Annotated in this window: 8 protein-coding genes; 4 read left to right on the plus strand and 4 right to left on the minus strand. The window is 69.8% G+C overall.

The features are described from left to right. Positions 1-34 precede the first annotated feature (34 nt). Positions 35-952, plus strand: coding sequence for a phosphatase PAP2 family protein (locus K8625_RS14360; protein WP_223783041.1), 918 nt, complete (start codon positions 35-37; stop codon positions 950-952). Between the two features lie 44 nt (positions 953-996). Further along, positions 997-2,175, plus strand: a complete 1,179-nt coding sequence (locus K8625_RS14365) for a dienelactone hydrolase family protein (protein ID WP_223746727.1) — start codon at positions 997-999, stop codon at positions 2,173-2,175. 6 nt (positions 2,176-2,181) lie between these two features. Here the strand turns inward: K8625_RS14365 and K8625_RS14370 are convergent, their stop codons facing one another. From K8625_RS14370 to K8625_RS14385, 3 genes are all read right to left on the minus strand, one after another. Next, the gene (locus K8625_RS14370; RefSeq protein ID WP_223746915.1) at positions 2,182-3,093 is read right to left on the minus strand and encodes a metallophosphoesterase; all 912 of its coding nucleotides are present in this window, start codon (positions 3,091-3,093) and stop codon (positions 2,182-2,184) included. Positions 3,094-3,287: 194 nt separating this feature from the next. Further along, complete coding sequence (locus K8625_RS14375; RefSeq protein ID WP_305070892.1) at positions 3,288-6,233, minus strand: choice-of-anchor D domain-containing protein; 2,946 nt, start codon at positions 6,231-6,233, stop codon at positions 3,288-3,290. Between the two features lie 275 nt (positions 6,234-6,508). Further along, entirely contained in the window at positions 6,509-7,414 is a 906-nt protein-coding gene (locus tag K8625_RS14385) for a DMT family transporter (RefSeq protein ID WP_223746726.1), read from the minus strand. A 181-nt stretch (positions 7,415-7,595) separates the two neighbouring features. On the opposite strand from K8625_RS14385, the gene uvrA reads away from it, so the two are divergent. Together uvrA and K8625_RS14395 are read left to right on the plus strand one after the other, a co-directional pair. Then, the gene (uvrA, locus tag K8625_RS14390) at positions 7,596-10,496 is read left to right on the plus strand and encodes an excinuclease ABC subunit UvrA (protein ID WP_223783042.1); all 2,901 of its coding nucleotides are present in this window, start codon (positions 7,596-7,598) and stop codon (positions 10,494-10,496) included. 477 nt (positions 10,497-10,973) lie between these two features. Then, positions 10,974-12,422 (plus strand): POT family MFS transporter, encoded by a 1,449-nt coding sequence (locus K8625_RS14395; RefSeq protein WP_223783043.1) that lies wholly within the window; start codon positions 10,974-10,976, stop codon positions 12,420-12,422. Positions 12,423-12,540: 118 nt separating this feature from the next. Here the strand turns inward: K8625_RS14395 and K8625_RS14400 are convergent, their stop codons facing one another. Continuing rightward, positions 12,541-13,935, minus strand: a complete 1,395-nt coding sequence (locus K8625_RS14400) for a peptide MFS transporter (RefSeq protein WP_223746723.1) — start codon at positions 13,933-13,935, stop codon at positions 12,541-12,543. Between the last annotated feature and the right edge of the window lie 42 nt (positions 13,936-13,977).

Here is a 13,977-nt window from a genome sequence, read left to right on the forward strand (position 1 = left end):
AGTCAAACCCTTCGCGCCGCGCCAGCGTCGCCCTATGCTGCGCGCCGTGCGCCCGTCCTTTCCCATTCTCGCACTCACTGCGATCCTCGCGCTCTTTCCGCTGACTCCGGCCCTGGCCCAGCCCGCGGAGGACGCCCCTCGTCTGCACGAGCTGAAGTTCGACTGGGCTCGCGACGGCGTCATCACCGGCTCGGCCGCCGTGCTCTGGATTTCGAGCGAGGTGCTCTTCAAGAGCGACCTGGCGCCCGCGACATGCCGCTGGTGTGACCGGGCGCCGGACGGGACGGACCGACTCAACCGATTGGACCGCTGGGGCCGGGGACTCGCGGGGAACACGGAGGCGTCCCGGCACCGCGCGGGGCACTGGAGCAACATCATCGGCTTCGGCGTGCTGCCCGCCGGGGTCATGGGTCTGCAGTACGCGGTGGGGCGAGGCTCGGACAGCCCGAACCGGTTCTTCGCGCAGGACGCGACCATCATCCTGGAGAGCGCCATGCTGGCGACGCTCGCGAACCAGACGGTGAAGTTCCTGGTCGGCCGTGAGCGCCCCTTCGTCCACGTGCTGCCCGAGGACCAGAAGCGCCTCACCGACCAACCCAGCGACAACAACCTGTCCTTCTACAGCGGGCACACCAACCTGGCCTTCTCGCTGGTGGTGTCCGCGGGCACGGTGGCCGCGCTGCGCGGCTACGAGAACCAGGCGTGGATCTGGGCCGTGGGACTGCCGCTCGCCACCTCCGTGGGACTGCTGCGCATGGGCGCCGACAAGCACTACCTCACCGACGTGGCCACGGGCGCCGTGATGGGCGCGGCCTTCGGCGTCGCGGTGCCCCTGCTGTTGCATGGCCGGACCGGCGGCGTGGAGTCCAGCGCCGCGCGCCGCTCCCCGACCGCCGCCCGGCTGATGCCCGTCGCCGGCGCGCGCATGGCTGGCTTCTCGGGCGTGTTCTGAGGCCCGCCATCCGCGGGCGTCTCGGGCGGGCGTGGCGCGCGGGCGTGCTGGCGCTGGTGCTCGTCGCCGGCTGCAACTCCGCGAGCCGCTTCGCGCCCAGCTACCTGCTCGTGCCGCCCCAACCCTTCATCACCGCGCCGCCCATCTGGGGCCCGGTGGAGGCGGGGCATTGGAGCGTCGGGATGCGCGTGCAGGCCATCGCCGCCACGCCGGAGGACCCCTCGGCGCTCCAGCTCACGGTCTGGTACCCGACGCGGGAGAGCGACGCGGCGACGCGCCTGCACTATCGCGACTACGTGGGACTCATGGGCTTCGAGTCCGAACCCGAGACGCCTCGCGACGAGGCGCGCGCCACCCAGGCCGTCACCCTCTACGAGCAGCAGCTCATCGACCTGGGCGTGCCCGAGGAGAGCACCGCCGCGTGGCTCGACACGCCCATGACGGCCACGCCCCACGCGCCGCCCGCGCCGGGACGCTTCCCGCTCGTGCTGGTGGCGCAGGGCCGGCACCACTCCGCCCACCATCAGGCCGTGCTGGCCGAGTACCTGGCGAGCCACGGCTACGTGGTGGCCACCACGCCCTCGCCCACTCGCGCAGAGCCGCCCGGGCCGCTCGTCGACGTGCTCGCCACCGCGAGACGGCAGGCGCGGGAGCTGGAGCGCGCGCTGCGCGTGCTCCGCGCGGATGCGCGCATCGACACCTCGCGCGTGGCCGTCATCGGGCACAGCCTGGGTGCTCGCGCGGCCTTCCTGTTCGCGCTCGCGCATCCCGAGGCGGGCGCGCTGGTGAGCCTGGATGGGGGCATCGGGACCCGGCGCGGCAAGGGGTGGTTGAAGGGCCTGCCGGACTTCCAGCCGGAGCGGGTCCAGGTCCCCCTGCTGCACCTGTTCCAGGAGGACGACGCCGTGGTGGTGCCCGACTTCGAGCTGCTCGAGTCGCTGCGCGGCGCGCATCGGTGGATGGTTCGAATCCCCGGCATGCGCCACGTGGGCTTCACCAGCGTGGGCGCCGCCGCCACGCTGGCGCCGGGGGTGGTGTCGGCGGAGACGGCGAAGGCGGTGGCCCGGGGCTGGGCCACGACGGCGGACGTGACGCGCAGGTTCCTGGACGCCACCGTGCGACGCAGGCTCGTGCGGCCCACCGCGCCGCCTCCGTCCGCCAGCGCCCTGCTCACACCGGACGCGGACGCGCTGCTCGAGCACTGGGAGCCCGGCCAGCCCTGAGCCGCGCTACATCACGCCCGCGGGAGCCTCGTCGCCGTCGTGACCTCCCTCCACGACGGGCAGCCGGGACAAATCCCAGCGGCGCCCCGGCTCCCAGGCGACGGCGCCGGACACCCCCCAGCCGACGCGCACGACCTCCCGGCCCTCGTACTCCAGCCAGAAGACGGACTCCTCGGGGCGCGTGGCCTGGTCCAGGCAGGCGATGCGCGTCGCGGGGCGGCCCGCGCCCTCCAGCGTCACCGCGAAGGCCTTGTGCGAGTGTCCACACAAGAGCCACTTCGGCTGCACCGTGTCCACCAGGCGGCGCGTCACGCCATTGCCAATCCAGTACGAGGGCAAGGGCCGGGGCGGCGAGGGGTTCTCCTCCCGCGCGCGCTGGACGATGCCCCGGGGCCACTCGTGCACGAGCATCAGGTCCACGTCCCTGAGCGACATCACCCGCTCCACCTCCGCGGTGCGAAAGTAGCCCGCCTGCTTCATCAGGTCCTGCGTGACGGGGCGCTTCAAGGGCTGGTCGATGAAGCGCGGCGCGTGGATGCCGGACAGGAAGCCCACGCGCAGCCCGGAGAGTTCGCGCACGCCGGCGCGGCCCAGGTAGGTGACGCCCGGCGCCAGCTCGCCCCCGTCCTGGAAGTCGTGCAGCGCCTCGAAGTCCTCGTTGTTGCCGCCGATGAAGTACAGCGGCCGCTTCACGCGGCGGACGCCGTCCGCGTACTCGGCGAACTCCGCGGGCATGGTCCGCTTGGCGGCCTTGCGCCGATGGTCATCCGCGCGGCGGAACGCCTCCACGTCCCCCACCGCGAGCACCATCGACACCGGCCGACCACGCGACTGCTCCAGCGCGTCCAACCACGTCTCCACGCGGTGGAAGCGACCGTGGACGTCACCCAGGGCGGCAACCAGGAGGGGCTCCGGCATCACCCCGGAAGGCTGCACCCGCGCATCCACCCTGTCGAGTCATCCCTGTCCCATGGGACGCAAGGCTGACAGAAAACCCACACTTCAGCTCAACGCAGCCATGAAGGAAGCACTCGCCAGAATCAATCACAGACAAACGCCGCGCCCCTCCGAGGAGAAGCGCGGCGCCGTCACACCTTGGACTCACGTGAGCGCTAGTTGCAGCCCAGCGGGTACGTCACCTCCACCAGCGAGCCCGGCGCGGGAGCGGAGTCCCGGTCGAAGATGATGCTGTTGGTGCGCGCGTCGTACTCCCAGCCCGACAGCACCTGCACGCCGTCCACGTGGACCACGATTCGCGTGGTGTCCGCGGGCTCCTCGGACAGGGGGAACTTGCGGTTGGGGCCGAAGGCGCTGTTGGAGAGCTTCTCCAGGGACGCGGCCCAGTTGGGCGTGCAGATGCTCTCCACCACGCCGCCCGTGGTGTTCGCCAGCTGGATGTAGCGGCTGCCGGCGCTGCTCGACGTGGGGCAGGTGGCCAGGTCCATGGGGCCCACAATCGCGTTGATGCTGAGCTTCGCCTTGTCGTTGCCCTTCAGCGCCAGGAAGTACGTCTCGTAGAAGGACACCGGCTGCGAGCTGAAGTCCTCCTCGTCCGACAGGAAGATGATGGCCAGCTTCGCGTCCTCGCGCAGGAACCCGCCGTTGCCGTCGTTGGGCAGCGGCGTGCGGGTGTCATCCAGGTTGTAGAGCAGCGGGTCCGACAGGGCGCGGTGCGCCGCGTCCAGGCCCTGCTCGTTCCAGTGACACACGCCCACGCGGGTGTTGTCCGCGAACACCGCGGCCGCGTTGGGCGTGTCCGGCGTGATGATGCGGGGGCGCGAGCCGTCCACCGGGAACAGGCGGCCGTTCTCGCCGCCCTGCGCGCCGCCCGGGCACTCGGACCAGCCGCCCGGGGACTCATCCAGGCCCGTCGTGGTGACGCCGATGCGGTAGTCCACCGCCGCCGCGCTCGCCGCGCTCAGGAAGGCCGCGAAGTTCTGCCCCAGGCTCTGCTGCTCCTCCATCATCGAGCCCGAGTTATCCACCACGAAGAGCACGTCCACCTTCGCCTTCGACTCCTGGAAGAAGCGGTCCGTCTGCTCCGCCTTCGTCACGCCCCGGCCCAACAGGCCCGCCGTGTACTCGCTCCCATCCTCCAGCCGGAAGCGCACCGCCGCCGCGTCGTCGCCGTCGTCCGTCGGCGTGTAGCGCGCCGTCAGCTTTACCCGCCCGCCCGCGGCAATCGAGGACGGGAAGGCGCTCGCCGACTCCACCGAGAACTCCTCGCCCGCCTGCTCCAGCGTCATCCCGGCCACCTTCACCGGGCCGATGCACTCGTTGATGGCGACCAGCTCCCGGGTGCGAGGTCCACACGACAGCTTGGTGACGCCGAAGTCCACCGTCGTCGGCTGCAGCGCGAAGCAGCCCTTCACGCCCTCGCCCACGAGCGACACCAGCGGGTGCCCCAGCGTCGGGTGGTTCACCCACGCCTCCGCGAGGCCCTCGAAGGGCCCCTCCTCCTCCGGCTTGAAGCGCACCACCAGCGTGGCCTTCTGGCCCGGCTCGAGCACGTGGTTGGGCACCGACTGCCCGAGGAAGGACGGGTCCGAGCCCGCCACCAGCTGCATGGACGCCAGGTAGCACGCCTCCGTGCCGGTGTTGCGCAACGTCACCCCCAGCCCCACCTCCGCGCCCACCGGCACCTTCCCGAACTTCAGCTGCTGCGGCAGCGAGTACTGGCACGGCTTGAAGGCGCGCCCCTCGCCCTTGAGCGTCACGCCCTCCGTGGACGTGGTGCTCCCGGCGCGCACGCTCACCGCGAGCTGCCCCTCGCTCCGACCCGCCGCGCCCACGCGCGGGCTGAAGGTGATGCCCACGAAGGCGGACTGGCCCGCGGGCACCGTCACGCTGGCCGGCGCCTGCGCCAGGGTGAAGTAGCCCCCCTGCGCCGTCGTCAGGTTCAGGTTGTTGACGAGCACGCTGTCACGGCAGCGGTTGATGACCTCCACCGGCCGCGTCGCCGTCATGCCCTCGGCCACCACGCCGAAGTCCAAGTCACGCGGCTTCACCGCCACGCAGGACGTGCCGCCCTCGCCCGCGAGCGACACCTTGGGGCCCGGCGCCGAGGAGCCCTGCTCGCGCACGCCCACCTCCACGCGCCCCTCGCCCGCGCGCCCCAGCACCACCGGGGTGAAGGCCACGCGCACCTCCACGCTCGCGCCCGCCGCCAGGAGGCCGCCGCTGAGCACGGGCTCGCTCACCACGCGGTACACGCCGCCCGGGTTGAGCTGCAGCTCCACGCCGGACCAGCGCAGGGACTCGGTGCCCTGGTTGCGCACGGTGATGGACTGCTCCGCGCTGGCGCCCAGCGCCACGCGCCCGAAGTCCAGCCGCAGCGGCGTCACCTCCAGCTTGGACGCCACGCCCATGCCCTTGAGCGGCACCACCGCCGGCTCGCAGCCGTCGCACACGGCGATGTGCAGCTCCGCCGCGGCCGCGCCCAGCCGCCGGGGCGCGAAGGCCACCGACAGCACCCGCTCCTCGCCCGGCGCCAGCGTGGGCGCCTCGCCATGCTCCGCGGTGAACTGGTCCAGGTCCGCGCCCTGCACCGACACCGCCAGCGGCGTCTCCACGTCGGAGGGGTTCTTCACCGTCACCTGGCGCATCTCCACGAAGCCCATGGCCACGTTGCCGAAGTCCAGCTCCGTCAGCGGCACCTCCACGAAGGCCTTCACGCCCCGGCCCGACACCGGCACCTGCCCCTGGGCGTCCGCGTCCGTGATGAGCTCCAGCGAGCCCTGCACCGAGCCCTCGACCTCGGGCTTGAAGTGCACCTCGATTTCGCGCTCGGCGCCGGCGCCCAGCGTGAAGGGCTCGAACGGCGGCACCGTGACATTGGGGATGGTGGAGGTGGCGCCCTCCACGCGGTAGGACGCGCGGCCGCCGTTGGTCACCTTCAGCTTGAAGCTCTTGGTGCGGCCCAGCGCGGCGGGGCCGAAGTCGATGGTCTCGGGGCGCACCACGAAGGCGCTCTTCGCCCGCTGCGACGACGGGCGCTCACATCCCGTCCCCACCACCAACGCCACCGCCACCCACGCCACCCAGAACAGACGTCTCATCGTTGCTGCCTCCCCACGACTCCCGAGCCCGGATTCCGCACGGCCTCGCACCCGCGCGATTCCGGCGGAGGGGGCGCTTTGCAACCCAGGTGCCCGACGCATGGCGGCGACAGACGTCCACCGGCCAACGTGGCAACTCTTGGGCGTGGCTGGGAAAAGGGGTTCTCCGCCGTGGGAAGAACGTTTCCCTGGGGGCGGGTGGGACTGGAATTACTTCAGGAACGCCAGGTGACAGTCGGGACAAACCACCAGCCCGCCGTGGGCACCCGAGCGCCTCAGGGCGCGGGCTTCGACTGCGGGGCGCGCAGGCGCTCCAGCACGCCCGTTCCCCAGAGGACGCCCACCATGCACACCAGGGCGCCCGTCACGGCCAGGGGCGAGACGGCCTCATCCAACAGCACCGCCGCCAGCACCCACGAGAAGACCGGCGTCGACTGGGTGGCGACCCCGCCGGCCACCGCGGTGACGTAGCCCAGGGCATACGTGAAGGCCATCTGCGCCACCACGGAGGAAACCCCCACGCCCAACAGCGGAAGCACGACATCCCAGCCGAGCGGCCTCCAGTCCGCGAGCGCGAAGGGCAGGCTGAAGAGCAGGCCGAACAGACAGAAGGAGAGGAACACCGTGGCCGCGTCCGTCTCGTGCCTGAGCGCGCGGATGACCACCACGGCCGCGCCGCCCAGCACCGCCGACGCCATGCCCGCCCACGCGCCCAGCCCCAGGGTCAGCGACACGTCCTGGGCCACCGTGCTCCACATGACCAGCCCCGCGCCCGCCGTGGTGAGCACGAGGCCCGCCAGCAGCGCCCCCGTCACGCGCTCGCCCAGGAACATCCAACCGATGATGGCCGCGTAGATGGGCCAGCACGCGTTGAGCAGCACCGCGGGCCCCACCGACATCCGGTCCAGCGCCACGAAGTAGAGGTAGACGGCCGCGCCGCCGAAGATGCCGCGCAGCGCCCACAGGTGGACGCGCCCGAAGCGGGGCCTGCGCCGCATCAGCGGGAAGAACAGCGCGAGGAACAGCAGGCCGATGGCGAAGCGCCCGGACGCCACCTGCCCCGGGGACAGGCGGCCGGCCAGCAGGCGGGTGCACAGCGCCATGACCGCGAACAGCACGCTCGCGAACACGAGCAGCGGCGTGCCGCGGTAGCGCACGGGGAGGACCCAGCGAGAGGACATAGGAGGAGGCGCCCCTCTACCGGAATCCCGGTCGGGGCTCCAGCGGCCCCGGGTCGCCCGCTCGGGCGGCCGGCGCGGGTGGGAGTGGGCGCGCAACGCCACGCGTTGAGGACCATCCACCCTCCTCTCCAGGTTTTTCCACTACCGGAACACCTATTCAGTGGTAGATCGCCCGCCCATCATGTCCGAGCCCGACGTCATCTCCCTCCGAGGCGCCAAGGAGCACAACCTCAAGAACGTCTCCCTGGACATCCCCAAGAAGAAGCTGGTCGTCTTCACGGGGGTCTCCGGGTCCGGCAAGAGCTCGCTCGCCTTCGACACGCTCTACGCGGAAGGCCAGCGCCGCTACGTCGAGAGCCTCTCCGCCTACGCCCGTCAGTTCCTGGGGCAGATGGAGAAGCCCAAGTACGACACCATCCGGGGCCTGTCGCCCACCATCTCCATCGAGCAGAAGGCGGCCAGCAACAACCCCCGCTCGACGGTGGGCACCGTAACCGAGGTGCACGACTACCTGCGCGTGCTCTACGCCTCCATCGGCGTGCAGCACTGCCCCAACTGCGGCCGCAAGGTCGGCAAGCAGAGCGCGCAACAGATTGTCGACGAAATCCTGAAGATGCCCTCGGGCAGCAAGCTCCAGGTGCTGGCGCCGCTGGTGACGAACCGCAAGGGCGAGCACAAGGACCTGCTCACCGAGGCGCAGAAGCGCGGCTTCTCCCGCGCGCGCATCGACGGGGCGCTCAAGAGCCTGGAGGAGCGCATCGAGCTGGACAAGAAGTCCAAGCACGACATCGAGCTGGTCATCGACCGGCTGGTGCTCAAGGCGGACATCAAGACGCGGCTGACGGACTCGGTGGAGACCGCGCTGCGCGAGGGCAAGGGCACGCTCATCATCACCAACGAGACGGGCGCGGCGAGCGCGGACCGGGTGATGAGCGAGCTCAACGCGTGCCCCGCCTGCGGCATCTCCTTCGGGGATTTGACGCCCGCGTCGTTCTCCTTCAACAACCCGCTGGGCATGTGCACGGACTGCAACGGCCTGGGCACCCGGCCGGAGATGGACCCGGACCTCATCGTGCCGGACCCATCGCGCAGCATCCGCGACGGCGCGATTGAACCCTGGGCCAACGGGATGAACCGCGGCGAGGGCTGGACGGCGGACTTCGTGGAGAGCCTGTCCAAGGCGTTCAAGATTGATCTGGACGTGCCCTACGGGAAGCTGTCGAAGCGCGAGCGCGACACGCTGATGAACGGCGCCAAGGGCAAGAGCTTCACCGTCGAGTGGGGCGACAACGGCAAGTACAAGATGGAGTGGGAGGGACTCGTCGAGCGCATGATGCGCAACTTCAAGACGACGACGTCCGAGGCCCGCCGCACCGAGCTGCAGAAGTACTTCAGCAACAAGCCCTGCCCCACCTGCAAGGGCGAGCGCCTGCGCCCCGAGAGCCGCGCGGTGAAGGTCCACGCGCACTCGATTGTCGAGCTGAGCCGGCTGACCATCGCGGACGCGCTCGCGTTCCTGGGCGCGCTGGCGCTGTCCGAGCACGAGCGGAAGATCGCCACCGAACTGCTCAAGGAGATCCGCAGCCGCCTGTCGTTCCTGGTCGACGTGGGCCTGGGCTACCTGATGCTGGACCGCACCGCGTCCACGCTGTCGGGCGGTGAGAGCCAGCGCATCCGGCTGGCGTCGCAGATGGGCAGCGAGCTGACGGGCGTCATCTACATCCTGGACGAGCCCTCCATCGGCCTGCACCAGCGCGACAACGGCAAGCTGCTCACCACGCTCAAGCGCCTGAGGGATTTGGGCAACTCCGTCATCGTCGTGGAGCACGACGAGGAGACGATGGAGGACGCGGACTGGCTGGTGGACTTCGGCCCGGGCGCGGGGGAGCTGGGCGGCCAGGTGGTGTCCCAGGGCACGCCCAAGCAGGTGATGGCGGACGAGAACAGCCTCACCGGCGGCTACCTCTCCGGGCGGCTGGAGATTGAGGTCCCCGAGCAGCGCCGCGCGCCCAACCCCAAGCACCAGCTGGTGATTCAAGGCGCGAAGGAGAACAACCTCCGGGACGTGGACGCGGTGATTCCGCTGGGCATCTTCACCGCCGTCACCGGCGTGTCCGGCGCGGGCAAGTCCACGCTCATCAACGAGATCCTCTACCCCGCCCTGGCCAGGCACCTGTACGACAGCCGCGAGTCGCCCGGGAAGCACAAGGCGGTGCTGGGCTTCGAGCACCTGGACAAGGTCATCGACATCGACCAGCGGCCCATCGGCCGCACGCCGCGCAGCAACCCCGCCACGTACACCAAGGTGTTCGACTCCATCCGCGAGGTGTTCGCGATGACGCCGGAGGCGCGCGCGTTCGGCTACGGGCCGGGCCGCTTCAGCTTCAACATCAAGGGCGGCCGCTGCGAGTCGTGCGAGGGCGACGGCGTCAAGCTGGTGGAGATGCACTTCCTGGCGGACGTGTACGTGCCCTGCGAGGTCTGCAACGGCAAGCGCTTCAACGAGGCGACGCTGCGCGTGCGCTACAAGGGCAAGAACATCGCGGAGACGCTCGACATGAGCGTGCGCGAGGCCCAGGAGCACTTCGGCGCGCACAAGGACATCATGCGCGTGCTGCAGACGCTGGGCGACGTGGGCCTGGGCTACATCCGCTTGGGACAGCCCTCCCCCACCCTGTCCGGCGGCGAGGCCCAGCGCATCAAGCTGGCGCGCGAGCTGGCGCGCGTGGCCACGGGCCGCACGCTCTACATCCTGGACGAGCCCACCACGGGTCTGCATTTCGAGGACATCCGCAAGCTGTTGTCCGTGCTCAACCGGCTGGTGGCCGCCGGCAACAGCGTGCTCGTCATCGAGCACAACCTGGATGTCATCAAGAGCGCGGACTGGCTCATCGACATGGGGCCCGAGGGCGGCGCCGGCGGAGGCCAGGTGCTGGCCGTGGGCACCCCGGAGAGCGTGGCCAAGGTGCAGGCCAGCCACACCGGCCGCTACCTGGCGCACGTGCTGGGCAAGTCCCGGCGCGCCCGCGTGGGCAAGCGCGTGGCGGACCCGCGGCCCGCGCAACCCGGCGCGACGGGCTGATTACACACACACCGGCCGCTTCCAGAACATGGAGCGGGGGGCGGGGGTGCCTTCATTCACCCCCTACCCCCCGTCCACCTTGGAGGAAGACTTCACAGGTGGGGTGTGAGACGCGAAATCAGTTTCAGCCGCGTGTCACATGATAGGGCCTCATCAATTCCTGTCAAACAGGCCCAGCCCGCTTAAGTTGCATCAATAAACACGCACTCGCATCGGAACGCACGGGGCAAGCTCGCGCGAGAATTCCGGTGCGGCTGCGCCGAGGGCGTGGGGCGCGTGCCGCACGCCGCATCGCGGCAGGGGCAAGGCAGGCAGGCCGAGCCCGGGCCGCCCCACCGTGTGGGGAGGGGCCGCCCGGGGTAGCGGAGTGACGTGGGACGCGGGCCTTCGGTGGAGTCCGGCGCGCGCGTTGGGTAGGGTTGGGCCCCTTGCCTTCCAGGCGCCCCCACCTTTCGCCACCAGGGAGCACCCCGACTCATGGCTGAGAGTCCCGCGGTACCGCAGAACAACAAGTTCCCGCCGCAGATACCCTTCATCATCGGCAACGAGGCGTGTGAGCGCTTCAGCTTCTACGGGATGCGGAACATCCTCACGGTGTTCCTCATCGACTACCTGCTGCGCAACGCGGTGCCCGACGCGGGGCTGCGCGAGGCCCAGGGCAAGAGCCTGATGCACACCTTCATGGCGGGGGTGTACTTCTTCCCGCTCATCGGTGGGTACCTGGCGGACCGCTTCTTCGGGAAGTACCGCACCATCCTCTGGCTGAGCATCGTCTACTGCATCGGCCACGCGCTGCTCGCCGTCTTCGAGAACAACGCCACGGGCTTCTACACGGGCCTGGCGCTCATCGCCGTGGGCAGCGGCGGCATCAAGCCGTGCGTCGCGGCCATGGCGGGAGACCAGTTCAACGAGTCCAACAGCCACCTGGTGAAGAAGCTCTTCGCCATCTTCTACTGGACCATCAACTTCGGCTCGTTCTTCGCGTCGCTGTTCATCCCGCTGTTGCTCAAGAACTTCGGCCCGTCGGTCGCCTTCGGAATCCCGGGCGTGCTGATGTTCATCGCGACGGTCATCTTCTGGGCGGGCCGGCGCCACTACGTGATGGTGCCGCCGACGGGGGCCAACCCGCACTCGTTCCTCAAGGTGGTGAGCAGCGCGCTGAAGAACCGGGGCCAGGGCGGCCACTGGCTGGACGGCGCCAAGTCCACGCACCCCGACGAGGCCGTGGAGGGGGCCAAGGCGGTGTTCCGGGTGAGCGGGCTGATGCTGCCCTTCGTGCCCTTCTTCTGGATGCTGTTCGACCAGAAGGCGTCCACGTGGGTGGTCCAGGCGCGCTCCATGGACCTGAACGTGGCCGGGTACGAGTTCCAGCCCAGCCAGATGCAGTTCGTCAACCCCATGCTGGTGATGCTGCTCATCCCCTTCCTGACGGCGGTGGTGTACCCGCTGTTCCAGCGCTCGGGGTGGGAGCTGACGCCGCTGCGGCGCATGCCGCTGGGGCTCGTCTTCGGGGCGGTGTCGTTCATCATCGCCGGCTTCTTCCAGGTGGCGATGGAGGGCGGCACGACGCTGAACATCGCGTGGCAGATTCTGCCGTACGTGGTGCTGACGCTCGGCGAAATCCTGATGTCCACCACGGGCCTGGAGTTCGCGTACACGCAGGCGCCCCGGCAGATGAAGGGCACCATCCAGAGCGTGTGGCTGGTGACGAACACGCTGGCCAACGTGGCGGTGGCCATCGCCGCGGCGCTCAACGTCTTCTCCGGCTCCGGGCAGTTCTTCTTCTACGCGGGCATGGCCCTGGTCGCCGCCGTGGGCATGGCGCTGGTGGCCCGCCGCTACGTGGTGCGCGACTGGTACCAGACGTCCGCGCCGCTCCCCACCGAGGAGCGCAGCGCGGCGGGAATCACGGCGAAGTCGGCCTGAGAAAAACAGCGACGCCGGAGCCCTCCACCTGAGAGGCGCTCCGGCGTCGGGTGCATCGTCGAAGCCAAGGGGCGCGCTTCTCCTTTCCAGGGAGGCGCGCCCCTCGTCGTTTCCGGACTCAGGCCGCGGCCACCGAGGAGCCGCCCTGGGCCTGCTCGTGGGTGGCGGAGGCGGGCTTCACCTCGTCGGTGCCGTGCATCATCTTCTTCAGCACCGGCGAGACGACCAGGAGGATGAGGCCGGCGATGCCCGTGCCGATGGAGATGTAGAGGAACACGTCGAACTCGCCCAGCTTCTCCGAGTAGCCGCCGATGACGCCGGACAGCTTGTTGGCCGCCGCGTTCGCCAGGAACCACACGCCCATCATCGCGGAGACGATGCGCTGGGGCGCGACCTTGGTCACCATGGAGAGGCCCACCGGGGACAGGCACAGCTCGCCCATGGTGTGGAACAGGTACGCCAGGATGACCCAGTACGCGGCCGCCTTGCCTGCGTCCGCGCTCTGGTTGGAGGCGCCCAGCATGAAGACGAAGCCGACGGAGAGGAACACCAGCCCCATGCCCATCTTCACCGGGATGCTCGGGTCCTTGCCGCGCGCGGCCAGCCACCCCCACAGCCCCGCGAACACCGGCGCCAGCGCGACGATGAAGAGCGAGTTGAAGTTCTGGAACCAGGTGGTGGGGACCTCGGCGCCGAACAGGTGACGGTCCACCTTCTCGTTCGTGTAGAGGTTCATCAGACCGCCGGCCTGCTCGAAGCCCGCCCAGAAGGCGACGACGAAGAGGGCGATGATGAAGATGACGATGATGCGGTCGATTTCATCGCGGCTGAAGCCCTTCTTCTCCCCGCCGCCCTGCGCCGCCTGCGCCTGCGGCGTGGGCTTCACGGGCGCCAGGCCCACGTCGCCCAGCAGCTTCTTCTGCAGCGCGAGGAAGGCGATGAGGCCCAGGAACATGCCCACGCCCGCGGAGCCGAAGCCCCAGTGCCAGCCGACCTTCTCACCCAGCGTGCCGCAGATGAAGTTGCCGAGCATCGCGCCCAGGTTGATGCCCATGTAGAAGATGGTGAAGGCACCATCCCGACGGCCGTCACCCGGCGCGTACAGCCCGCCCACCATGGTGGAGATGTTCGGCTTGAAGAAGCCGTTGCCGATGATGAGGAAGCCCAGGCCCACGTAGAACATCATCACGCTGGGGAGCGCGAGGACCAGGTGGCCTATCATCATCAACACGCCACCGAGCACCACCGCCCGGCGCTGCCCCATGAAGCGGTCCGCGATGAAGCCGCCGACGATGGGCGTCAGGTACACCAGGCCGGTGTACGTTCCGTAGAGGCTGAGCGCTTCGCTCTTGGTCCACCCGAAGCCCCCGTTGACCTGGCTCGTGAGGAATAGGACGAGCAGGCCGCGCATGCCGTAATACGACATGCGCTCCCACATTTCGGTGAAGAACAGGAGGTACAACCCTCGCGGGTGCCCCTGACGGGCAGCGCCCGCGGCTACGGTTCCTTGCATGCCGAGGTTTCCTTCGGTGGGTGGATGGGGGTGTGACGTAAA

The organism is Myxococcus sp. AS-1-15, from assembly GCF_020037055.1.
Classification (GTDB): domain Bacteria; phylum Myxococcota; class Myxococcia; order Myxococcales; family Myxococcaceae; genus Myxococcus; species Myxococcus fulvus.

What these genes read in the sequence shown, in the direction of transcription:
- K8625_RS14360 (WP_223783041.1), top strand. Translation starts at nt 35, where the DNA reads ATGCTGCGCGCCGTGCGCCCGTCCTTTCCCATTCTCGCACTCACTGCG.
- K8625_RS14370 (WP_223746915.1), bottom strand. Translation starts at nt 3,093, where the DNA reads ATGCCGGAGCCCCTCCTGGTTGCCGCCCTGGGTGACGTCCACGGTCGC.
- K8625_RS14375 (WP_305070892.1), bottom strand. Translation starts at nt 6,233, where the DNA reads ATGAGACGTCTGTTCTGGGTGGCGTGGGTGGCGGTGGCGTTGGTGGTG.
- K8625_RS14385 (WP_223746726.1), bottom strand. Translation starts at nt 7,414, where the DNA reads ATGTCCTCTCGCTGGGTCCTCCCCGTGCGCTACCGCGGCACGCCGCTG.
- uvrA (WP_223783042.1), top strand. Translation starts at nt 7,596, where the DNA reads ATGTCCGAGCCCGACGTCATCTCCCTCCGAGGCGCCAAGGAGCACAAC.
- K8625_RS14395 (WP_223783043.1), top strand. Translation starts at nt 10,974, where the DNA reads ATGGCTGAGAGTCCCGCGGTACCGCAGAACAACAAGTTCCCGCCGCAG.
- K8625_RS14400 (WP_223746723.1), bottom strand. Translation starts at nt 13,935, where the DNA reads ATGCAAGGAACCGTAGCCGCGGGCGCTGCCCGTCAGGGGCACCCGCGA.